We start from the raw sequence: 20,868 nt of genomic DNA on the forward strand, positions 1-20,868 counted from the left end.
TTCCCCGCGCGCACGATCGCCGTCGTGAGGGAGATCCGTTCCCATGGACCTCAACACCATCACCGAAGTCGTCCGGCGCCCGCCCGGACGGCCGGGCGCGGACTGGCGCGCGGGCGACGCCTGGCTCGCCGGCGGCACCTGGCTGTACTCCGTACAACAGCCGGACCTGCGGCGGCTGATCGACCTGACGGCGCTGCGCTGGGACTCCCTCGTCCCGGGGGAGGCGGGGCTCGGCATCGGCGCGACCTGCACTATCCGCGAGCTGTACGGCTACACCCCGCCGCAGGAATGGCGCGCGGGCGCTCTGTTCGCGGCGGGCTGCGAGGCGTTCCTGTCCTCGTTCAAGGTCTGGAACGCGGCGACGGTCGGCGGCAACATCTGTATGTCCCTGCCGGCCGGCCCCATGATCACGCTGACGGTCGCCCTGGAGGCCCGGTACGAACTGTGGGGCGCCGACGGGACCTCGCGCACCGTCGACGCGCTCGACTTCGTGACCGGCAACCACGAGAACGTGCTCGACTTCGGGGAGGTCCTGCGGCGCATCGACATCCCGGCGCACGCCCTGCGCAAGCGCACCGCACACCGCCGCTTCTCCCTGACCCGGCTCGGCCGTTCGACGGTCTTCCTCATCGGCACGCAGACGCCGGGCACCCACGACCTGCTGCTCACCGTCACCGCCGGCACCACCCGGCCGGTGCGGATGGCCTTCGACGAGGTGCCCGACGCCCGGACGCTGCGGCAGCGCATCGACGCCCTGCCCGCCGACATCTGGTTCGACGACCCCAACGGGACCCCTGACCACCGCCGCCATCTGACCCGGCATTTCGCCGAGGAGATCCGTCACGAACTCCTCGTGGGGGGCCCGGCATGACGTACCACGTGAACGGCGAGCGCTTCGAGGAGGAACCGGCCCCCGGGCAGTGTCTGCGCACCTTCCTCCGCGCGCTCGGCCATTACGGCGTCAAGAAGGGCTGCGACGCGGGCGACTGCGGCGCCTGCACGGTCTGGCTGGACGGCGATCCGGTGCACAGCTGCATCACCCCCGCCTTCCGGGCGGACGGCCATGAGGTGACGACGGTCGAAGGGCTCGGAGCGCCCGGGAGGCTGCATCCGGTGCAGCGCCGGTTCCGCGACGCCCCCGGCTTCCAGTGCGGGTTCTGCACCGCAGGGATGATCATGACCTCGGCGACCTTCAGCGAGGACCAGAAGGCGGACCTGCCCCGGGCGCTGAAGGGGAACCTGTGCCGCTGCACCGGCTACCGGGCGATCGAGGACGCCGTGCACGGCGTGGCCGGAGTGGCGGAGGCCGTGCCCGGGAAGGCCGTCGGGACGAGCGTCGGCGCGCCGGCCGCCGACGAGGTGGTCACCGGCCGCGCCGAGTTCACCATGGACACCCACCTCGACGGCATGCTGCACCTCAAGGTGCTGCACTCCCCGCACGCACACGCCCGGATCGTCTCGGTCGACAAGACCGCCGCGCTCGCCGTGCCCGGGGTGCACCGCGTCTACACCTGGGAGGACGTCCCGCGCCGGCGCTTCACCACGGCGATCCACACCGACCACCTGGTGGACCCGGACGACACCTACGTCCTCGACCGCACCGTCCGCTTCGCCGGCCAGCGCGTCGCCGCGGTCCTCGCCGACTCGGTCGGGGCGGCGGAGGAGGGCTGCCGCCAGGTGGCCGTGGAGTACGAGGTGCTGCCCGCGGTCTTCGACCCCGAGGAGGCACGGGCCGACGGGGCGCCGCAACTGCACGGTGCGCACGACCCGTTCGTCCGCGACCCGGTCCGCAACACCCTGGTGGAGATCCACTCGCACCTCGGCGACGTCGACGCGGGGTTCGCCGAGGCCGAGGTGATCCACGAAGGCACCTACTTCTCCCCGCGGGTGCAGCACGCGCATCTGGAGACCCACGGCTCGATCGCCTGGATGGAGGACGGCCGCCTCCACGTCCGCACCAGCTCGCAGTCCCCGTCGATCGCCAAGGTCAAGCTGGCCTATCTGTTCGCGCTGCGCCCGGACCAGCTGCGGGTGTTCTGCACCCGCGTGGGCGGCGGCTTCGGCGGCAAACAGGAAGTGATCTCGGAGGACCTGGCGGCGCTCGCCACCCTGGACACCGGGCGGCCGGTCAGCTTCGAGTACACCCGCGAGGAGGAGTTCACCACCGCCTCGCCACGGCACCCCATGACCCTCACCGTGAAGCTCGGCGCCAAGGCGGACGGCACGCTCACCGCGGTGCAGATCCGCAATGTGTCGAACACCGGCGCCTACGGCAACCACGCCGGCGAGACGCTCTTCGCGGGCGGCGCCGCCGTCATGATCTACCGCTGCCCGAACAAGAAGTACGACGCGTACTCCGTCTACACCAACACCGTGCCGAGCGGGGCCCTGCGCGGCTACGGCATGACACAGCCCGCCTACGCCGTCGAGTCGGCGATGGACGAACTGGCCCGCGCCCTGCACATGGACCCGCTCGCGCTGCGCCGGCGCAACATCGTGCGGCCGGGTGATCCGCTCGTCGCCATGGAGGAGGGCCCCGACGACGTGGTGTTCAGCGAGGACGGCCTCGGCGCGTGCCTCGACCTGGTGGACGAGGCCATGGCCCGTACCGCCGGCACACCGCCGCCCGGCCCCGGGTGGCTGGTCGGGGCCGGGGTGGCCGCCTCCCTGCACGAGACCGCGCCGCCGACCGAGCACCTTTCCGAGGCCTGGGTCACGCTGGGGGACGACCTGGTCTACGAACTCGCCGTCGGCACCGTCGAGTTCGGCGAGGGCACCTCGACCGCGCACGTCCAGCTCGCGGCCCAGCAGCTGGGCACCACCCCGGCGCGCATCCGCCTGGTGCAGTCCGACACCGACCGCACCGGATTCGACACCGGCGCCTTCGCCAGCGCGGGCCTCTTCGTGGCGGGCAACGCCGTACTCCGCGCGGCCAACGCCGTACGCGACCGCGTCCTGGAGTTCGCTGCCGCGCACACCGGCGTCCATCTCGTGCTGTGCTCGATGGACGACGAGGGGGTCGTCTGCGGTGACCGGCGGGTGTCGCTGGCGGAACTGGTGGCGGCGGCCCGCGCGCGCGGCATCCGCTTCTCCGCCGCCCGCAAGGCGTACGGCTCGCCCCGCAGCGTCACCTCCAACGCGCAGGGCTTCCGGATCGCCGTCCACCCGGTGACCGGCGAGATCCGCGTCCTCCACAGCGTCCAGGCGACCGACGCCGCGGTCGTCATCAACCCCGCGCAGGTGCGGGGGCAGGTCGAGGGCGGGGTCGCCCAGGGCCTCGGCTTCGTCCTGACCGAGCACCACCACGTCGACGCGGACGGTGTCATGGCCAACCCGGACTTCCGCAACTACCGCCTCCCCACCTACGCCGACATCCCCCGCACGGAGGTGCTCCTGGTGGACTCGGCGGACTCCGTCGGGCCCCTGCGGTCGAAGGGCATCGCGGAGTGCTGCATCAACCCGGTGGCCCCCGCGCTGGCGAACGCGCTCCACGACGCCACCGGCGTCCGCTTCCGTGACCTGCCCCTCACCCCGGAACGCATCTACCGGCGGATCGGCGCGAGCGCCGCGGTGACGACGGGACCGCGCACATGACCACCGCACAGCCGGTGGGCGCCGGGGCGACGGTCATCATCGGGCAGAAGGTCCGGGCCGGCCAGGAGCGGGAGTTCCACTCCTGGCAGGAGGAGGTCAACGCCGCTGCCGCCGCCTACACCGGCTTCCTCGGCGCCGAGATCTCCCCGCCCACGCCCGTGCAGCCCGACTGGGTGGTCGTCTACCGGTTCGACTCGATCGCCCATCTCCAGGCGTGGATCAACAGCGCCACCCGGCAGAGCTTCCTCAACCGCGGCCGCGCCTACCTCGACGGCCCCGCCACCCAGCAGGTGCTCAGCGGCGGCACCCAGCCACCGGACCCGCTGGTGACCGTGGTGGTCACCCACCGCGTCCACCCGGACCACGTCGACGCCTTCCTCGCCTGGCAGCGCCACATGACCGAGCAGGAGAGCACCTTCGAGGGCTTCCGCGGCACCGAGCTGTTCCGCCCCGTCGAGGGGCTCCAGGACGAATGGACCACCCTCTACCGCTTCGACAGCGCCGAGCACCTCGACGCCTGGCTGACCTCGGGCCGACGGCGGGAAGTCCTCGCGGAGGGCGCGAAGTTCCACGACTTCCGCATGCGCACCATCGACAACTCCTTCGGCAGCTGGTTCGCCTTCGAGGAGAACGGCAGGCAGGCGCCGCCGCCGTCGGAGACCAAGACCTCCGTCGCGGTCTGGGTCGGCCTCTACCCGACCGTGGTGCTGCTGACGCTCGCCCTGTCACCGGCGCACCTGCCGCTCTGGCTGAACCTGCTCATCGGCAACCTGCTGTCCAGCTTCATCATGAGCTTCCTCACCATGCCCTTCTATGTGAACCCGCTGCTCAGACGGTGGCTGCGGCCGCCCCCTGACGCACCGCCCGGCAGGACCCGCCTCCTCGGACTCGGCCTCGTCACCGGGGTGATGGTGTTCTGGGCCGCGGTCTTCTTCCTCGTCACCACCCAGATCTGGCACCTGCCCTGACCCCGCGCCCCCCCCGCCCGCCGCCGCCCGGATGTACACGGCGGGGCCGGGAGGGTTGACTGCCCCCATGACGATCAACGATCCGCACCGACCCGGCGAGGGCATGGTGACCTTCCGGGTGACCGGCCGGGGCGTCGACGACATCACCTACGCCGTCCAGGCACCGGGGGACTCCGGCAGCGAAGAGCAGGTCACCCGGCCGGAGTTGCCGTGGTTCGCGGTGACCGACGCGCGCGGGGTGGGGGCCATGCCGATGCTCACCCTGACCCTCGACGGGCCGGACGCCTACGCCGAGTGCGAGATCCTCACGGACGGCGCTCCGGCCGTCCGCGGCACCCTGCACGGCCCGGCCGCGACTGCCGTGTTCATGGCACGCGCCGCCGCCTCGTAGGGTGACCGCCATGGAATCCGTGCTCCCCGTCGTCATCACCCTTCTCGTGCTGGCCGTCATCATGCTGGTCGCCGCCTCCGACCGCCGCGCCAGGACGCTGGAGCGCCGGCTCCGGCAGCTGGACCGCAAGGTGGACCTGCTGCTGGCACAGGCCGGCGTGGAGCAGCCGCAGGACGCCCGGATGGCCGAGATCGACCAGCTGCTGGCGCAGGGCAGGACGATCCAGGCGATCAAGATGCACCGCGAGGTGACCGGCTCCGGACTCGCCGAGGCCAAGGAAGCGGTTGAACGCCGGATGCGCTGACGGCCCGTTGGGCTGAGGATGACCAGAAGGACCCGCCGGGCCCGAAGCCCCCTCATGCCCCGCAGGAAGTGAGAGCCGATGGCAGCCACCGAAGCCGCTGATGAGGCGTACGACGTCATCGTGCTGGGAGCGGGACCGACCGGCGAGAACGTCGCCGACCGGGCGCACGCCGCCGGGCTGAGCGCGGTGCTCGTGGAGAGCGAACTGGTCGGCGGAGAGTGCTCCTACTGGGCGTGCATGCCCAGCAAGGCACTGCTGCGCCCGGTCACCGCCCGCTCCGAGTCCCGCCGGGTGCCCGGCCTCCAGGACGCCGCCGACGTCGCCCTGGACGCGCCCGCCGTACTGGCCCACCGGGACGCCATCACGTCCTACTGGAAGGACGACGGGCAGGTCCGCTGGCTGGACTCGGCCGGCATCGACCTGGTGCGCGGTCAGGGGCGGCTCGCCGGGCCCCGGCGGGTGGTCGTCGACGGCGGCCGGGTGCTCACCGCACGGCACGCGGTCGCGGTGTGCACCGGCAGCCGCGCGGTGCTGCCCGGCGTCCCCGGGCTCGCCGCCGCCCGGCCCTGGACCAGCCGCGACGCGACCAGCGCCAAGAGCGTGCCGGGCCGTCTCGTGGTGGTCGGCGGCGGGGTGGTCGGCGTCGAGATGGCCACCGCCTGGCGGGCCCTGGGCGCGTCCGTGACGCTGCTGGTCCGCGGCGACGGGCTGCTGCCCCGGATGGAGCCGTTCGCCGGGCACCTGGTCGCGGAGTCGCTCGCCGAGGCGGGCGTCTTTCTGCGGACCGGCGTCGAGGTGCGCGAGGTACGCCGGGAGGCCCCGGGCGGTCCGGCCACCGTCCTGCTGGACTCCGGCGACGAGATCGTCGCCGATGAACTCCTGATCGCCACCGGCCGGGCCCCGCGCACCGAGGACATCGGCCTGGAGACGGTCGGCCTGACGCCCGGCTCCTGGCTGGACGTCGACGACAGCTGCCGGGTGAAGGGGGTGCCCGGCGGCTGGCTCTACGGCGTCGGCGACGTCAACCACCGCGCGCTCCTCACCCACCAGGGCAAGTACCAGGCCAGGATCTCCGGCGCCGCGATCGCCGCGCGCGCCCGGGGCGTCCCGATCCTGGAGTCCGACCCCTGGGGCGCGCACGCCGCCACCGCGGACACCCGCGCCGTCCCACAGGTCGTCTTCAGCGACCCGGAGGCCGCCTCGGTGGGCCTGACCGCCGCCGCGGCCGAGAAGGCCGGCTACCGCATCCGGGTGGTCGACCAGGACCTGGCGGCGGTGGCCGGGGCGTCGCTGTACGCGGACGGCTACCGCGGCCGGGCCCGGATGGTCGTCGACCTGGACCGTGAGGTGCTGCTCGGCGCCACCTTCGTCGGAGCCGGCGTCGGCGAGCTGCTGCACTCCGCGACGGTCGCGGTGGCCGGCGAGGTCCCCGTCGAGCGGCTGTGGCACGCGGTGCCCTCCTACCCCACGATCAGCGAGGTGTGGCTGCGGCTGCTGGAGGCCTACCGGGGCTGAGGCGGCACCGGGCGGTACGGGCCCGTCCCGCACGGGCCCGGTCCGCCGCCCGCTACGCCCCGGGCTCCGGGGACTCGTCCACCGGCCGCGGGACGCCCGGCCGCAGCTCGTCCCCGGACGCCATCGCGAACAGGTCGCTCAGTCCTTTGTCGAGGCCCAGGTGCCCCCGCTCGGACCCCGGCGGCACCACTCTCAGGGTGCGCTCCAGCCAGGCCGAGACCGCCGCGGCCGGCGCCTCCAGCAGGGCCCGCCCGTCCGGCGAGTCCAGCGCTATGCACACCAGGCTGCGGCCGTCCCGCTTCGCCGGCCACACCCGCACATCGCCGTCGCCGCACGGCCGGAACACCCCCTCGACGAGCAGCTCCCTGGCGAACGTCCAGCTGACGGGGGAGTCCGAACCGATGTGAAAGGTGACGTGGACGGCGTACGGGTCGTCCGTCCCGTACCTCAGCCGGGCCGGTACCGGAACACTGCGCTCCGGCGACAGGACCAGGCCCAGCTCCAGCTCTCGTTCCACCACGGTGTGCATGGGGTCCGCCTCTCCTCGTTCCTGCGGGCCCCGGTACCGGCCCCGCGCACAGAGAGAGCCGCCAACGGCCGGACTCTTACACGACTTCGTACAACTTTTTTCCCGCGCCTCTTCCAGGTGGTCGTCGGCGGGCACGGGCACCCGGGAACCCGGGGTCTGATAGATGTGGACGCCGCGTTGCGGCAGACTGCACCCCACACCCACCAGGCCGAGTACAGATACGGGACTTCGGATGAGCGCCCCTACCTCAGGAACCGCCGGCGGTAGCCCCACGCCAGGCTTCTACCCGGACCCGTCCATTCCCGGCTACATCCGGTACTGGAACGGCGCCGCGTGGGTGCCGGGCACCAGCCGGCCCGCCCCGGCCGACGGCGAGGCGATGCCCGCCCCGCCGCCCGGCACGGCCCCCGCCGTCGAGGAGACCGGACCGGTGTTCTTCGACGAGGAGGAGGCGGCCGGTGGCTCCGCGGCGCCCGCCGTGCGCCAGGGCGGCGAGGCCGCCGTCCCGCCCGTCGCGAGCTGGGACGACCCGGCCCGCCTGCACGGCACCAGCCCCGAGTCGGCCGCCTCCTGGCAGGCCGATGCCTCCCGGCAGAGCGGGTTCGGCGGGGAGTCCGTCTCCTGGGGTGCGCCGGACCAGGCCCCGGCCGGCACACCGTCGGGGGCCGCGTCCTGGGGCGCGGTCCCGCCGCAGCGCGAGGAGCGGGGCGCGGACGCCGGAGCCGGTGAGGGCGCCGGCGCCACCCCGCCCACGGGGCGGGCCACCGGCGACGGGACGGTCGCCATCCGCGCGGTGAACCCGGCCGCCCGCCGCGGCTCCGGCGACCAGGGCACCACCGCGATCCGCGCGGTACGGCCCGAGGGCGGCAAGCCCGCCAAGGGCAACGAGACGATGGCGATCCGGGTCGCGGGCGGCGGCCGTACCCCGTCCGCCCCCGCCGAGGAGAGCACCCCGCAGTCGCTGCCGTCCGGCGGCGACCGGCCGCAGAACCAGGCCCCGCAGCGCCAGGCCCCGCAGAGCCCCGCCCCGCAGGCGGCGGCCCAGCCGGGCCCGGCGCCCCGGAGCCCGGCGCCGCAGCAGCACGCGCCGCAGGCCCCGGTGCCGCCGCAGCCCGCCCCGCAGGCGTCCGCCCCCGCCGCCGGGGTGCCGCCGCAGGGCGGTGCCGCACCGGCCCGGCCCGGCCCGCAGGGCGCCGACGCCGACGGGGTCCTCCCCTGGAAGCCGCCGACCGCCAGTGACCCCTTCGCGGCCATGGCACAGGCGGCGCAGGGCCACCCGGCCGGTCTCGGCCGCCGGTTCGCGGCCCGGCTGATCGACACCCTGGTGCTGGGCGCGCTCACCGCCGCGGCCGCCGTCCCCATGTGGGGCACGGTCGCCGACCACCTCGACGCCAAGGTCGAGGCGGCCAAGCAGTCCGGCCGCCAGGTGACGGTCTATCTGCTCGACGGCACCACCACCCCGGTCTTCGCCACGATCCTGGCCGTCCTGCTGCTCGGCGGCGCGCTCTACGAGGCGCTGCCGACCCTCAAGTGGGGCCGCACCCTGGGCAAGAAGCTCTGCGGCGTACGGGTCCTCGACATCGAGAGCCATGACAGCCCGACCCTCGGCGCCGCGCTCAAGCGCTGGTTCCTCTACAGCGTCCTCGGCGTCCTCGCCGTCGGTGTGCTGAACGTCGTCTGGTGCCTGTTCGACCGGCCGTGGCGCCAGTGCTGGCACGACAAGCTGGCCCGGACCTTCGTCGCGGCCGGCTGACCGGCGGCGGCACACCGGCTGGCCGTACCGCGGGCCGTACCGCCGTGGCGGTATCCGTTCCCCCGAACGGACCTTGCCGGATGCGGCGGGCCGCGACAAGGGGTCGACTCGGGCCATGAGTACCGACCAGCCCCGGCCCGGCCCCGGTGAGCCGCCGGAGAACGACCCGTTCCAGAAGCCGCAGGAGCCCCCGGCGGGCGACGCCCCCCGCAACAGCGCGCCCCGGGAGAACGGCGCGCCCCGCAACAACGCCCCGCACGGCAGCGGTACCGGGGGCGGCGGCTGGGGCGGCGCCGAGGGCGGGGGACCGCCCCCGGGCGGAACGCCGCCGCCGGGTGGCACCACGCCGCCCGCCGGGGGCCCGTACGGCGCCGGCCCGTATGCCGGTGACCCCTACGGCGGCCAGTACGGGGCGCCCGATCCGCTGGCCGGGATGCCGCCGCTGGCGAACCGCGGCCGCCGGCTGGTGGCGCGCATCATCGACGCGATCATCGTCGGGGTGCCGGTCTGGCTGATCATGACCCTGATCGTCGGCGGGGTGGACTTCTTCAGCACCGACGGCGACATGGCCGGCCGGCAGTCGACGGTCTCGGGCGTGACGCTGCTGGTGTACCTGGTCTACGAGGGGCTGATGCTCAGCAGCCGCGGCCAGACCGTCGGCAAGATGGCGATGAAGATCCGGGTGGCGATGCTCGCGGACGGCTCGATCCCGCACGGCCAGCCGGGCTGGGTCCGCGCCGCTGTCTACTCGCTCCCGGAGATCGTGCCCTGCTGCGGTTTCATCTTCTGGCTGATCAACGTCCTGTGGTGTACCTGGGACAAGCCGTACCGGCAGTGTCTGCACGACAAGGCCGCGAAGACCGTGGTGGTGTCCACGGAGACGGGGCCGCCTACCGGCTCAGTGTGAGTGTTCGCCGAGGCGGGCCTCACCGGCGCCGGCGGTGAGGCCGCTCAGGCGGTGCGGCGCGGCGGCGGCCCGGGGGCGCCCGGCCGGCGCCGGAGCCCGCAACGGGGCGGGCGCGGCGGACGGTTCGGTCCGTACGACATGCCGGCGGACCACCCGCGACACCCCGGGCATCGGCACCGTCATCGCGACCAGCAGCCCGAGGCCGAGTCCGGCGAGGGCGATGACCGCGACCCCGATGCCGGTCTCCGTCTGGGAGAGCAGCAGCATCGCGAGGGTGGAGAGAAAGACGGTGGCCGAACCGTAGGCGAGCTGTGCGGCGGTCGGACGAGGCATGGCGGAATCCGTCCTCGGGGGTCGGCAGGGGGCTTGGTCAGGGCGTGCCGGGAAAGGAGACTACGGTCCTTTTTGCCCGAGCGGAACGCCGGGTAAGCGTGACCTGACCCACGGTTCGGGGCACAGGGGGCGCACGAGGCCGCGGCGGCTGCCCGGACGGCATGGCGTCCTGGCTGCTGGGGGCAGGGGCGCATGCCCGGCGGGCATATACACCGGGCTGCTGCCCGTGATCCGGCGCCCGGCGTGGCCCTGGACAGCGGCGTCCGATAGCCGCAACTCGCGGACCGAGTAACGTACTTCGCTGACGTGCCCAAGTCAAGATCTGTCTTTTTCATCGTAGTTCCGGTCGAATGCCCTCGAACAGTGACCGGTTCGATGGGGAGGACAGCGCCAAGTGAGAGACAGACGACGGGTGTTCAGACCGGCCGCCCTGGCCACGGCAATCGCCGCGATCGGGGCGGCCGCTTTGTCCTCGGGGGTGGCGACGGCCGACGCGCAGGGGCCGTCACCGGTCGGCGGGCAGCATGACCCGGCTCCCGAGCGGGCCGTGGACCACGACCTCAAGGGGCCGTTCAGCGACCGGGAGGCGGCCGAGCGCAAGGAAGCGCTCCAGCAGGTCATCTCGGGTGAGGCCAAGGCGACCGAGCGGAACGGCTCCCGGGTCGTCAAGCTCGCCAAGAGCAAGTACGTCGAGCTGGCCCGGCAGAAGACCGACCGGATCTTCACCGTGCTCGTGGACTTCGGCGACAAGGTCGACGACACCACGATGTACGACCCGGACGGCGACGGCCCCAAGCCCCCGGTGAAGAAGTTCGGCGGCGACCCGGGCCCGGCGCACAACCGGATAGCCGAGCCGGACCGTGCCAAGGACAACAGCACGGCCTGGCAGAAGGACTTCAACCGGAAGCACTTCCAGGACCTCTACTTCTCGCACGACAAGAAGAAGCAGTCGCTGGCCAAGTACTACGAGAAGCAGTCCTCGGGCCGTTACTCGGTCGAGGGCGAGGTCTCCGACTGGGTCAAGGTCGACTACAACGAGGCCCGCTACGGCTCCAACTACTGCGGCCAGACCAACTGCGCCAGCGCCTGGGACCTGATCCGCGACGGCGTCAACCAGTGGGCCAAGAACCAGAAGGCCGCCGGCCGCACCGACGCGCAGATCAAGACGGACCTCGCCAAGTACGACCGGTGGGACCGCTACGACCACGACGGCGACGGCAACTTCAACGAGCCCGACGGCTACATCGACCACTTCCAGATCGTGCACGCCGGTGAGGACGAGTCCGCGGGCGGCGGTGTCCAGAAGACCAACGCCATCTGGGCGCACCGCTGGTACGCCTACGGCACCGACGCCGGCAAGACCGGCCCCGGTGCGAACAAGGCGGGCGGCGCCCAGATCGGCGACACCGGTATCTGGGTCGGCGACTACACCATGCAGCCGGAGAACGGCGGACTCGGCGTCTTCGCCCACGAGTACGGTCACGACCTGGGCCTGCCGGACGAGTACGACACCAGCGGCACCGGCGAGTCCTCGGTGGACTTCTGGTCGCTGATGTCGGGCGGCTCCTGGCTCGGCACCGGCAAGAACAGCATCGGCGACCTGCCCGGCGACATGAGCGCCTGGGACAAGCTCCAGCTGGGCTGGCTCAACTACGGCAAGGCGAAGGCCGCGAAGAAGTCCACCCACAAGCTGGGTGTCGCCGAGTACAACACGAAGAACAAGCAGGCCGTGGTCGTCGAGCTGCCGGCCAAGGCGGTCAAGACCGAGATCGTCCCGCCCGCGGAAGGCTCCAAGCAGTGGTGGAGCGGCATGGGTGACGACCTCAAGAACACCCTGTCCCGGCCGGTGGACCTCACCGGCAAGGCCAAGGCGTCGCTGACGCTCAAGGGCTGGTGGGACATCGAGAAGGACTACGACTACGCCTACGCCGAGGTCTCGACCGACGGCGGCAGCAACTGGACGGCCCTGGACGGCACCGCGGGCGGCAAGGCCATCCCGCGCGACGGCAGCGACAAGCCCGCCCTGACCGGCACCGTGGCCGCCTACCAGGACCTCGTCTACCCGCTGGACGCCTACGCGGGCAAGAAGATCGACCTGCGCTTCCGCTACCAGACCGACGGCGGCGCGGCCCAGAAGGGCTTCGCGGCCGACGCGGTCAGCGTCGTCGCCGACGGCAAGCCGCTCTTCACCGACAACGCCGAGGGCGACGACAACGGCTGGACCAGCAAGGGCTTCTCGCGCATCGGCGCGTCCTTCACCAAGGACTACCCGCAGTACTACCTCGCCGAGAACCGCCAGTACGTGTCGTACGACAAGACCCTCAAGGCGGGCCCGTACAACTTCGGCTGGACCACCGCCAAGCCGGACTGGGTGGAGCACTTCCCGTACCAGAACGGTGTGCTGATCTGGCTGTGGGACACCTCGCAGGCGGACAACAACGTCGGCCTGCACCCGGGCCACGGGCAGATCCTGCCGGTCGACGCGCACCCCAAGGCCGAGCACTGGGCGGACGGCAAGCTGATGCGCAACCGCTTCCAGTCCTACGACTCGACCTTCACCCGCTTCCGGACCGACGCCCTCACGCTGCACCGTGACGGCAAGCAGGTGAAGATCGCCTCGAAGAAGGGCGTGACGCTCTTCGACGACCGGAACGGCGTCTACTACGACAAGGCGAACCCGACCGGCGGTGTGATCGTCCCTGACACCAACACCCGGATCAAGATCACCAAGGAGGCCAAGGACGGCTCCACGGTGCTGCTCAAGATCGGCGCTGCGGGTAAGTAAAAGGTAAATTCGCAGGCCAGAGGCTGTTCGGCCGTCGCCCCCTAGCGGGCGGCGGCCGATTCGCGTTTAGATGCGTTCTACAGTTCCTTGTTGACGAGAAGTCTCACGGGGGAGATATGACGATGTCCGGTGGTGGATTCATCAGGCTTCCAGGCGGAAGCGTGGTGGTCGCCCTCTCGCTGCCCAGACCGCCGCACGGCGCACGGGCCGGCCTGTACGACTGCGGTTGCCGGGTCCGGGTCCTGGTCCATGCGGTGAACCGCCAGCGCGCCCTGACCAGGCTGCGCAACCTCGGTCTGCGGTCCGTCTACCTGCGCGGCAACACCGAGCCGCCCACACCCGACGAGGTCACGGCCGTGCTGCACCACCCCGACGGGCTGGTCTGGCGCGAGGCCCCGGACGACGACACCGAGTCCTGGCACCCGATACGGGCGCTGCTGCGGCCCCGGCCGGCCCGCGGGGCGGCGCAGGCCGGGCCGGACGAGGGGGACGAGCGCCCGGCCGCCTGACAGGGCCGTCAGCCGCCGATGAGGACCGGCTTGCCGGTCAGCTCGGCGCCCGCCGCGCGCAGCTCCTGAAGCGCCCGCTCGGTGCTGTGCGCGGCCACCCCGGCGGTCAGGTCCAGCAGGACATGGGTGCGCAGCCCGGCGCCGAGCGCGTCCAGGGCGGTGGCGCGTACGCAGTGGTCGGTGGCGATACCGACCACGTCGACCTCGCTGACGGAGTGCGCGCGCAGCCAGTCCGCCAGCGGGGTGCCGTTCTCGTCGGCGCCCTCGAAACCGCTGTACGCGGCGGTGTGGGCGCCCTTGTCGAAGACCGCGTCGACGGCGCCGGAGGCCAGCGCCGGGGCGAAATTGGGGTGGAACCCGCTGCCCTCCGTGCCGGCCACACAGTGCACCGGCCAGGAGTGCTCGTAATCCGGGGTGGTGGAGAAGTGATCGCCGGGGTCGATGTGGTAGTCCCGGGAGGCCACGACATAGCGGTAGCAGCTGCCGGCCGCCTGGCCCACCAGATCGGTGATGGCCGCCGCGACATCCGCACCTCCCGCCACCGCGAGGCTGCCGCCCTCGCAGAAGTCGTTCTGCACGTCAACGACGATCAATGCCCGGTGCATGGTGCGTGCCTTCCGGCTGGGAATCGGTGAGCGGCGCGAGCGGTGGTGTGACCGAGGGTAGCCACTCGACGGGGTTTGCGGGAGTGGGGCGGAGCCCGCCGGGGCGCGCGATACCGGGCGCGGCGTACGGCGGCCGCCGCCCGGCACCCCGCGCCCCGCCGGCGCCGCCCGGTCAGACGTACTCGGTGGGCAGCACGGCCTCGCCGCGGGAGAGCTGGGTCGCCGACAGCGGCAGCCCGGCGCGGGCGGCGATGTGCCGGTCGCGGGCGGCGTCCAGCGGCTCGCGGGCCACCACCTTCCCGGCGCTCACCAGCGGCACCAGCAGCTGCCGGTCGGCCAGCTCGGCGGGCACCGGCCCGGTGCCGATGACCTCGGCCTCGGCGACGCCGTCCGCGTCCACCCGGCGCGCCGCCCACTTGCGGCCGCCGAGCGAGGTCTTGGCGCCCATCGACTTCTTCGCGACCGGCCGCAGCGGCGCGCCGGGCTCCTCGCTGTCGGCGCGGGCGACCAGCTTGTAGACCATCGAGCAGGTCGGGTGCCCGCTGCCGGTCACCAGCTGGGTGCCGACGCCGTACGCGTCCACCGGGGCGGCGGCCAGCGAGGCGATGGCGTACTCGTCCAGGTCGCTGGTGACCACGATCCTGGTCTGCCGGGCGCCCAGCTCGTCCAGCTGCGCCCGCACCCGGTGGGCGATCAGCAGCAGGTCGCCGGAGTCGATCCGGACGGCGCCGAGCCCCGGACCGGCCACCTCCACGGCCGCGCGTACCGCCTCGGCGACGTCGAAGGTGTCCACCAGCAGGGTGGTCCCGCTGCCGAGGGTGTCGACCTGCGCGGTGAAGGCGTCCCGCTCGGTGTCGTGGAGCAGGGTGAAGGCGTGGGCGCTGGTGCCGACGGTGGGGATGTTGTAGCGGAAGCCGGCCGCCAGGTCGGAGGTGGTGTGGAAGCCCCCGACGTACGCGGCGCGGGACGCGGCCACCGCCGCCAGCTCATGGGTGCGGCGGGCGCCCATCTCCATCAGCGGGCGGTCGCCGGCCGCCACCGACATCCGGGAGGCCGCGGCGGCCACCGCGGAGTCGTGGTTGAGGATCGAGAGGATCACCGTCTCCAGGAGCACCGCCTCGGCGAAGGTGCCCTCGACCCGCATGACGGGGGAGCCGGGGAAGTAGACCTCGCCCTCCGGGTAGCCCCAGATGTCGCCGCGGAAGCGGTAGTCGGCCAGCCACTCCAGGGTCCGCTCGTCGAGGATGCCGCGTTCCCGCAGGAAGCCGAGGATGGTCTCGTCGAAGTGGAAGTTCTCCACCGCGTCCAGGACCCGGCCGGTGCCGCCCACCACGCCGTAGCGGCGGCCCTCGGGGAGGCGGCGGGTGAAGACCTCGAAGACCGAGCGCCGGTCCGCGGTGCCGGACCGCAACGCGGCCTGCAGCATGGTGAGTTCGTACTGGTCGGTGAAGAGCGCAGTCGACGGCACGGCCACCGGCAGCCCCAGGTCTGCTGTGTTCATGGGAGAGATGCTACCCCCATTACTCGTCACTCTGACGATAGTGCTCCGGGAGTCACAAAAGCCCGCCCGCGGCCTTGTGCGGCGGCTCGCCGACGCGGCCCGCGCGAGGGGCATTTGTGCGTCGCCCGCCCCCGGGTGGCAGCATGGGGCCTGTGAGCGCCCACCCGTCACCCACGACCACGCTCCGGCCGCATCGCTGCACGCTCAGTGTCCCGGTCGAGATCGAACGTCCCGAGTCGAGCGAGGCTCCCTTCGAGGTCCCCGAGCCCGACGTCCCGTGGGTCACGATCGTCCACAACGACCCGGTCAACCTCATGAGCTATGTCTCCTACGTCTTCCAGTCGTACTTCGGCTACTCCAAGGACAAGGCGCACCAGTTGATGCTCGACGTCCATCACAAGGGCCGCGCCGTGGTCTCCAGCGGCAGCCGCGAGGAAATGGAACGCGATGTGCAGGCGATGCACGGCTACGGCCTGTGGGCGACGCTGCAGCAGGACCGCCGATGAGCGGGCACTTCGCGCCGCTGCCCGACGGCGGTGCCGCCGTCCCGCTCGACGAGGTCGAGATCTCCATCCTGCGCAGCCTCGCGGTCCAGCTGATGGAGCTGATCGGGCCGGGCGAGGAGCCCGGGGAGAGCGAGAGCGACGACCTGCTGGCGTCGGTCTTCAACGACGGTCCCAGCGAGCCGCCCGCCGACCCGGTCCTGGCCCGCCTCTTCCCCGACGCCTACGGCGGGCCCGACCTCGTCCCCGATGACGACGTCCGCGCCGCCTCCGCCGAGTTCCGCCGCTACACCGAGAACGACCTGCGCTCCCGCAAGCGCGAGGACGCCCTGGCGCTGATCCGTGCGCTGGACACCCTGGCGCCCGAGGGCGGCAGCGCGGAGCTGCGGCTGAAGCCCGCCGAGTGCCGGCAGTGGCTGGGGGCTCTCAACGACCTGAGACTGGCCATCGGGACGCGGCTTGAAGTCACCGATGAGGAGGACGGCGGCGCGCTGCTGCGACTGCCGGACAGCGACCCCCGTAAGCCGATGGTGATGGCCTATCTCTGGCTCGGCGGCCTTCAGGAGACGCTCGTCGAGTCCTTGATGGGCTGAAATACGGGGGCAATACTCCGGAAGTTCGCCGGGTGTTCGCTCAGCGGACGCTCAAATCCGGATAACGATCGCGTCACCGCCGCGCTGCGTTCTGCTGCCTTTCGCGGAACTTGTCCTGTTTTCCTTGTGGTTCGGTTCACGCCATCTCTAGTCGATCTTCAGTGGCGCGTGTTAAATGTTCACGACCTGCCGTGAGCGACGCCACCCCTGTCGCTGCGGGAGCGCTAGCCGACCGACCGTCGGCGTGCAGGACTCCATCCGGGGGATCGGGACCCGATCCGGACAGACCGGGTCGGAATGGAGAAAGGCGCACCACACATGACCTCTGTGCAGGTCGACAAGCAGCACGACGGCAACGGGGCCGGGACAGACCCCGAAGAGGGTTACCAGCGGGGTCTGGGGAACCGTCAGATCCAGATGATCGCCATCGGCGGCGCCATCGGTACCGGCCTGTTCCTCGGGGCCGGCAAGGCGATCTCGATGGCCGGGCCGAGCATCGTCCTCGCCTACGCCATCGTCGGTCTCGTCATCTTCTTCATCATGCGGGCCCTGGGCGAACTGCTCATGTACCGGCCCGTTTCCGGCTCCTTCTCGGAGTACGGACGCGAATTCCTCGGCCCGTTCATCGGCTTCGTGACCGGCTGGACGTACTGGCTGTTCTGGGTCGTCACCGGCATCACGGAAGTGACCGCCGCCGCCACCTATGTGCAGTACTGGAACAAGGGCATACCGCAGTGGGCCTCGGCGCTCGTCTTCACGTGCGCGCTCTTCGGTATCAACCTGATCTCCGTGAAGATCTTCGGTGAGCTGGAATTCTGGTTCTCGATGGTCAAGGTCACCGCGATCATCGGCATGATCCTGATCGGGCTCGGCGTGATCACCCTCGGCTTCTCCGACGCCGGTGACACCGCCTCCTTCACCCTCCTGTGGTCCGACGGCGGCTTCTTCCCCAAGGGCATCGGCGGCACGCTGATGACGCTGCAGATCGTGATGTTCGCCTTCCTCGCCGTCGAGCTCGTCGGCGTCACCGCGGGCGAGGCGACCGACCCCAAGAAGGTCCTGCCCAAGGCGATCAACACCGTGCCGTGGCGGATCGGCCTCTTCTACATCGGTGCGCTGATCATCATCCTGTCCGTGGTCAGCTGGACCGCGTTCAAGCCGGGCGTCAGCCCGTTCGTCGCCGCCTTCCAGCAGATCGGCCTGCCGGCCGGTGCGGGCATCGTCAACTTCGTCGTGCTGACCGCCGCGCTCTCCTCGGCGAACTCCGGTATGTACTCCACCGGCCGGATGCTGCGCGACCTCGCGCTCAACGGCCAGGGACCGAAGTTCTTCACCCGGCTGAGCAAGAACGGCCTGCCCACCTGGGGCACCGGCGTCTCGGTCGCGATGATGCTGTTCGGCGTCTACATCAACTACCAGTGGCCCGGTGAGGCGTTCAACTACGTCGTCTCCTTCGCCACCATCTCCGGTATGTGGGCGTGGATCGTCATCCTGGCCTCGCAGCTGCGCTACCGCGCCAAGGCGAACCGCGGCGAGCTGCCGCAGTCCGAGTTCAAGGCCCCCGGCAGCCCCTACACCTCGGTCTTCGCGCTGGCCTTCATCGGCATGGTGATCGTGATGATGGGTGTCGACAAGGACGCCCGGATCTCGCTCTACGCGGCCCCCGTGTGGGCGCTCATCCTGGGCGTCGGCTACCTCTGCATCAAGCGGCGGGACGCGGCACTCCTGGCGGCCGGCACGGCCCCGCGGGAGGCCGCCGCCAAGGACACCCAGGGCTGAGCCGGCCCCGTACGGTCGGCGGAAGCGCCCGACTGTCCAGCATGCGGGCCGGTACGTACCAGTCTTCGGTACGTACCGGCCCGCTGGCTATTCTTGGCGCCATGCTGACCCTCACCAAGGCCCTCTTCGACCAGATCGTCGAGCATGCCCGCCAGGACCACCCCGACGAGGCCTGCGGCGTGGTCGCGGGCCCGGCCGGCAGCGGACGCCCCGAGCGGTTCATCCCGATGCTGAACGCCGCCCGCTCGCCCACCTTCTACGAGTTCGACTCCTCCGACCTGCTCAAGCTCTACCGCGAGATGGACGACCGGGACGAGGAGCCGGTGATCATCTACCACTCGCACACCGCCACCGAGGCCTACCCCTCGCGCACCGACATCTCCTACGCGAACGAGCCGGATGCCCACTATGTCCTGGTATCCACCGCCGACACGGACGACGCCGGGCCCTTCCAGTTCCGCTCGTTCCGGATCGTGAACGGCGAGGTCACGGAGGAAGAGGTCGAGGTCGTGGCGGCGTACTCCTGAGCGCGTCCCACCTGTCGTACACGGATCGTCCGCATCATGGGACAAGGTTCCAATACCCGGACCGGGAATCGCTACGATGACCGCATGGTTGACCACGACGTGAGCGAGAAGAAGAGGCCGGGCATGCTGCTGCTCGCTCCGCTCGCCACGCGTCGCTCCGCCTCCGCGCTGCTCGGCGCGTTCGGCTGCGGAGCCGCACGGCTGCACGTGGACCTGTGCCGCCTTTCCAGCGCCATCTGTCCGCGCTGCGCCGGCGCCTGACCCGGCCCGTACGGGGCGCACGTACCGCGCCACCCCGCACCTCCCGCGTCACCCGACGCCCTCCCGGCCTGCCGACCCCGTGCACCCGGGACGCACCGCATCCGCCACCGCACTCCCACAGGAGCACCCTCATGGCCATCGAGGTCCGAATCCCGACCATCCTGCGCACCTACACCGACGGCCAGAAGGCCGTCGAGGGCAGCGGAGACACCCTCGCCGACCTCTTCACCGACCTGGAGAGCCGGCACACCGGTATCCGCGAGCGCCTGGTCGACGGCGAGCAGCTGCGCCGCTTCGTGAACGTCTACCTCAACGACGAGGACGTCCGCTTCCTGGAGGGCATCTCCACCAAGCTCGCCGACGGCGACAACGTCACGATCCTCCCGGCCGTGGCCGGCGGCATGCGCTGATGCGTTACGACTCTCCGCTGGCGGCGGTCGGGAACACCCCTCTCGTCCGCCTCCCGCGCCTCTCGCCCTCCGAGGACGTCCGCATCTGGGCGAAGCTGGAGGACCGCAACCCCACGGGCTCGGTCAAGGACCGGCCCGCGCTGCACATGATCGAACAGGCCGAGAAGGACGGCCGGCTCACCCCCGGCTGCACCATCCTCGAACCGACCAGCGGCAACACCGGCATCTCGCTCGCCATGGCGGCCAGGCTCAAGGGCTACCGCATCGTGTGCGTCATGCCGGAGAACACCTCCTCCGAGCGGCGCGAGCTGCTCGCCATGTGGGGCGCCGAGATCATCTCCTCGCCCGCGGCCGGCGGCTCCAACACCGCCGTCAGGGTCGCCAAGGAGCTGTCCGCCGAGCACCCCGACTGGGTGATGCTCTACCAGTACGGCAACCCCGACAACGCCGGTGCGCACTACGCCACCACCGGCCCCGAGATCCTCGCCGACCTGCCCTCGGTCACCCACTTCGTGGCCGGTCTGGGCACCACCGGCACCCTGATGGGCGTCGGCCGCTATCTGCGCGAGCAGGTCCCCGGCGTCCGCATCGTCGCCGCCGAACCGCGCTACGACGATGTCGTCTACGGTCTGCGTAACCTCGACGAGGGCTTCATCCCCGAGCTCTACGACGAGTCCGTGCTCACCACGCGCTTCTCGGTCGGCTCCGAGGACGCGGTCCGCCGCACCCGTGAACTCCTCGCGGAGGAAGGCATCTTCGCGGGAATCTCCACCGGCGCGGCGCTGCACGCCGCGCTCGGCGTCGGCCGGAAGGCGGTCAAGGCGGGCGAGAGCGCCGACATCGTCTTCGTCGTCGCCGACGGCGGCTGGAAGTACCTCTCCACCGGCGTCTACACCGCCGAGTCGACCGAGGCCGCCATCGCCACGCTGCAGGGCCAGCTCTGGGCATAGCGGCGGACACCCCTTAGGGGCCGGACACCCCTTAGGGGCCGGACATCCTCCAGGGGTTCGGAGGCCCCCGGCACGGGCGCCGGGGGTGCTCCGCGGGCGGCGGGACCCGGGTGGTCTTCACGGCGGAGGCGGCGGCTGCGTACGGGCGTAC

Annotated in this window: 21 protein-coding genes; 17 read left to right on the forward strand and 4 right to left on the reverse strand. The window is 71.7% G+C overall.

Going from position 1 to position 20,868, the window contains the following annotated elements; genetic code table 11:
* Positions 1-43 precede the first annotated feature (43 nt).
* The 6 genes from ACWC9R_RS08615 (at position 44) to ACWC9R_RS08640 (ending at position 6,772) form a co-directional block, all read left to right on the forward strand.
* On the forward strand, positions 44-871 hold the full coding sequence (locus ACWC9R_RS08615) for an FAD binding domain-containing protein (RefSeq protein ID WP_450729674.1): 828 nt from the start codon (positions 44-46) through the stop codon (positions 869-871).
* Positions 868-3,594 (forward strand): molybdopterin-dependent oxidoreductase, encoded by a 2,727-nt coding sequence (locus ACWC9R_RS08620; RefSeq protein WP_450729675.1) that lies wholly within the window; start codon positions 868-870, stop codon positions 3,592-3,594. The genes ACWC9R_RS08615 and ACWC9R_RS08620 overlap by 4 nt, the downstream gene beginning before the upstream one ends.
* The gene (locus tag ACWC9R_RS08625) at positions 3,591-4,562 is read left to right on the forward strand and encodes an antibiotic biosynthesis monooxygenase (protein WP_450729677.1); all 972 of its coding nucleotides are present in this window, start codon (positions 3,591-3,593) and stop codon (positions 4,560-4,562) included. The genes ACWC9R_RS08620 and ACWC9R_RS08625 overlap by 4 nt, the downstream gene beginning before the upstream one ends.
* Before the next feature lie 67 nt (positions 4,563-4,629).
* Positions 4,630-4,953: a hypothetical protein gene (locus ACWC9R_RS08630; RefSeq protein ID WP_362605037.1), complete on the forward strand. Its 324-nt coding sequence runs from the start codon at positions 4,630-4,632 to the stop codon at positions 4,951-4,953.
* A 10-nt stretch (positions 4,954-4,963) separates the two neighbouring features.
* Entirely contained in the window at positions 4,964-5,257 is a 294-nt protein-coding gene (locus tag ACWC9R_RS08635; RefSeq protein ID WP_450729680.1) for a hypothetical protein, read from the forward strand.
* 78 nt (positions 5,258-5,335) lie between these two features.
* Entirely contained in the window at positions 5,336-6,772 is a 1,437-nt protein-coding gene (locus tag ACWC9R_RS08640; protein ID WP_362605041.1) for a dihydrolipoyl dehydrogenase family protein, read from the forward strand.
* A gap of 52 nt (positions 6,773-6,824) precedes the next feature.
* Here ACWC9R_RS08640 and ACWC9R_RS08645 read toward each other — a convergent pair whose 3' ends face one another.
* Positions 6,825-7,301 (reverse strand): SsgA family sporulation/cell division regulator, encoded by a 477-nt coding sequence (locus tag ACWC9R_RS08645; RefSeq protein ID WP_450729682.1) that lies wholly within the window; start codon positions 7,299-7,301, stop codon positions 6,825-6,827.
* Between the two features lie 232 nt (positions 7,302-7,533).
* Between ACWC9R_RS08645 and ACWC9R_RS08650 the strand changes: the two genes are divergently transcribed.
* Positions 7,534-9,054, forward strand: coding sequence for an RDD family protein (locus tag ACWC9R_RS08650; protein WP_450729684.1), 1,521 nt, complete (start codon positions 7,534-7,536; stop codon positions 9,052-9,054).
* Positions 9,055-9,169: 115 nt separating this feature from the next.
* Positions 9,170-9,961 (forward strand): RDD family protein, encoded by a 792-nt coding sequence (locus ACWC9R_RS08655; RefSeq protein WP_450729686.1) that lies wholly within the window; start codon positions 9,170-9,172, stop codon positions 9,959-9,961.
* On the opposite strand, the gene ACWC9R_RS08660 is transcribed toward ACWC9R_RS08655, so the two are convergent.
* Positions 9,953-10,294 carry a hypothetical protein gene (locus ACWC9R_RS08660; protein ID WP_450729688.1) on the reverse strand — a complete coding sequence of 114 codons (342 nt, stop codon included), beginning with the start codon at positions 10,292-10,294 and terminating at the stop codon, positions 9,953-9,955. The genes ACWC9R_RS08655 and ACWC9R_RS08660 overlap by 9 nt on opposite strands.
* 394 nt (positions 10,295-10,688) lie before the next feature.
* Here ACWC9R_RS08660 and ACWC9R_RS08665 point away from each other — a divergent pair, with 394 nt between their 5' ends.
* The gene (locus ACWC9R_RS08665; protein WP_450729690.1) at positions 10,689-13,079 is read left to right on the forward strand and encodes an immune inhibitor A domain-containing protein; all 2,391 of its coding nucleotides are present in this window, start codon (positions 10,689-10,691) and stop codon (positions 13,077-13,079) included.
* A 122-nt stretch (positions 13,080-13,201) separates the two neighbouring features.
* Positions 13,202-13,588, forward strand: a complete 387-nt coding sequence (locus tag ACWC9R_RS08670) for a hypothetical protein (RefSeq protein ID WP_450729692.1) — start codon at positions 13,202-13,204, stop codon at positions 13,586-13,588.
* 8 nt (positions 13,589-13,596) lie between these two features.
* Here the strand turns inward: ACWC9R_RS08670 and ACWC9R_RS08675 are convergent, their stop codons facing one another.
* Together ACWC9R_RS08675 and ACWC9R_RS08680 are read right to left on the reverse strand one after the other, a co-directional pair.
* Positions 13,597-14,193 (reverse strand): isochorismatase family protein, encoded by a 597-nt coding sequence (locus ACWC9R_RS08675; protein WP_450729693.1) that lies wholly within the window; start codon positions 14,191-14,193, stop codon positions 13,597-13,599.
* A 172-nt stretch (positions 14,194-14,365) separates the two neighbouring features.
* Positions 14,366-15,694: a nicotinate phosphoribosyltransferase gene (locus ACWC9R_RS08680; RefSeq protein ID WP_450729695.1), complete on the reverse strand. Its 1,329-nt coding sequence runs from the start codon at positions 15,692-15,694 to the stop codon at positions 14,366-14,368.
* A 152-nt stretch (positions 15,695-15,846) separates the two neighbouring features.
* Between ACWC9R_RS08680 and clpS the strand changes: the two genes are divergently transcribed.
* The 7 genes from clpS (at position 15,847) to ACWC9R_RS08715 (ending at position 20,717) form a co-directional block, all read left to right on the forward strand.
* A complete protein-coding gene (gene clpS / locus ACWC9R_RS08685; protein WP_018091297.1) occupies positions 15,847-16,200 on the forward strand; it encodes an ATP-dependent Clp protease adapter ClpS in 354 nt (117 codons plus the stop codon).
* Positions 16,197-16,790, forward strand: coding sequence for a DUF2017 domain-containing protein (locus tag ACWC9R_RS08690; RefSeq protein ID WP_450729696.1), 594 nt, complete (start codon positions 16,197-16,199; stop codon positions 16,788-16,790). The genes clpS and ACWC9R_RS08690 overlap by 4 nt, the downstream gene beginning before the upstream one ends.
* Before the next feature lie 318 nt (positions 16,791-17,108).
* Entirely contained in the window at positions 17,109-18,569 is a 1,461-nt protein-coding gene (locus tag ACWC9R_RS08695) for an amino acid permease (protein WP_450729698.1), read from the forward strand.
* 101 nt (positions 18,570-18,670) lie between these two features.
* A complete protein-coding gene (locus ACWC9R_RS08700) occupies positions 18,671-19,096 on the forward strand; it encodes a Mov34/MPN/PAD-1 family protein (protein ID WP_450729700.1) in 426 nt (141 codons plus the stop codon).
* An 84-nt stretch (positions 19,097-19,180) separates the two neighbouring features.
* Complete coding sequence (locus ACWC9R_RS08705) at positions 19,181-19,357, forward strand: putative leader peptide (protein ID WP_318297597.1); 177 nt, start codon at positions 19,181-19,183, stop codon at positions 19,355-19,357.
* Between the two features lie 131 nt (positions 19,358-19,488).
* The gene (locus ACWC9R_RS08710; RefSeq protein WP_266731269.1) at positions 19,489-19,767 is read left to right on the forward strand and encodes a MoaD/ThiS family protein; all 279 of its coding nucleotides are present in this window, start codon (positions 19,489-19,491) and stop codon (positions 19,765-19,767) included.
* Positions 19,767-20,717 carry a PLP-dependent cysteine synthase family protein gene (locus tag ACWC9R_RS08715; protein ID WP_450729702.1) on the forward strand — a complete coding sequence of 317 codons (951 nt, stop codon included), beginning with the start codon at positions 19,767-19,769 and terminating at the stop codon, positions 20,715-20,717. Before ACWC9R_RS08710 ends, ACWC9R_RS08715 begins: the two co-directional genes overlap by 1 nt.
* The last annotated feature ends 151 nt before the right edge of the window (positions 20,718-20,868 follow it).

This window comes from Streptomyces sp. NPDC001219 (genome assembly GCF_053597915.1).

Excerpts from the sequence above, each read along its gene's own strand:
- ACWC9R_RS08680 (WP_450729695.1), bottom strand. The coding sequence starts at position 15,694 with ATGAACACAGCAGACCTGGGGCTGCCGGTGGCCGTGCCGTCGACTGCG.
- ACWC9R_RS08715 (WP_450729702.1), top strand. The coding sequence starts at position 19,767 with ATGCGTTACGACTCTCCGCTGGCGGCGGTCGGGAACACCCCTCTCGTC.
- ACWC9R_RS08660 (WP_450729688.1), bottom strand. The coding sequence starts at position 10,294 with ATGCCTCGTCCGACCGCCGCACAGCTCGCCTACGGTTCGGCCACCGTC.
- ACWC9R_RS08645 (WP_450729682.1), bottom strand. The coding sequence starts at position 7,301 with ATGCACACCGTGGTGGAACGAGAGCTGGAGCTGGGCCTGGTCCTGTCG.
- ACWC9R_RS08710 (WP_266731269.1), top strand. The coding sequence starts at position 19,489 with ATGGCCATCGAGGTCCGAATCCCGACCATCCTGCGCACCTACACCGAC.
- ACWC9R_RS08635 (WP_450729680.1), top strand. The coding sequence starts at position 4,964 with ATGGAATCCGTGCTCCCCGTCGTCATCACCCTTCTCGTGCTGGCCGTC.
- ACWC9R_RS08700 (WP_450729700.1), top strand. The coding sequence starts at position 18,671 with ATGCTGACCCTCACCAAGGCCCTCTTCGACCAGATCGTCGAGCATGCC.
- ACWC9R_RS08650 (WP_450729684.1), top strand. The coding sequence starts at position 7,534 with ATGAGCGCCCCTACCTCAGGAACCGCCGGCGGTAGCCCCACGCCAGGC.
- ACWC9R_RS08625 (WP_450729677.1), top strand. The coding sequence starts at position 3,591 with ATGACCACCGCACAGCCGGTGGGCGCCGGGGCGACGGTCATCATCGGG.
- ACWC9R_RS08655 (WP_450729686.1), top strand. The coding sequence starts at position 9,170 with ATGAGTACCGACCAGCCCCGGCCCGGCCCCGGTGAGCCGCCGGAGAAC.
- ACWC9R_RS08675 (WP_450729693.1), bottom strand. The coding sequence starts at position 14,193 with ATGCACCGGGCATTGATCGTCGTTGACGTGCAGAACGACTTCTGCGAG.
- ACWC9R_RS08640 (WP_362605041.1), top strand. The coding sequence starts at position 5,336 with ATGGCAGCCACCGAAGCCGCTGATGAGGCGTACGACGTCATCGTGCTG.
- ACWC9R_RS08620 (WP_450729675.1), top strand. The coding sequence starts at position 868 with ATGACGTACCACGTGAACGGCGAGCGCTTCGAGGAGGAACCGGCCCCC.
- ACWC9R_RS08670 (WP_450729692.1), top strand. The coding sequence starts at position 13,202 with ATGTCCGGTGGTGGATTCATCAGGCTTCCAGGCGGAAGCGTGGTGGTC.
- ACWC9R_RS08695 (WP_450729698.1), top strand. The coding sequence starts at position 17,109 with ATGACCTCTGTGCAGGTCGACAAGCAGCACGACGGCAACGGGGCCGGG.
- ACWC9R_RS08615 (WP_450729674.1), top strand. The coding sequence starts at position 44 with ATGGACCTCAACACCATCACCGAAGTCGTCCGGCGCCCGCCCGGACGG.
- ACWC9R_RS08630 (WP_362605037.1), top strand. The coding sequence starts at position 4,630 with ATGACGATCAACGATCCGCACCGACCCGGCGAGGGCATGGTGACCTTC.
- ACWC9R_RS08705 (WP_318297597.1), top strand. The coding sequence starts at position 19,181 with ATGGTTGACCACGACGTGAGCGAGAAGAAGAGGCCGGGCATGCTGCTG.
- ACWC9R_RS08690 (WP_450729696.1), top strand. The coding sequence starts at position 16,197 with ATGAGCGGGCACTTCGCGCCGCTGCCCGACGGCGGTGCCGCCGTCCCG.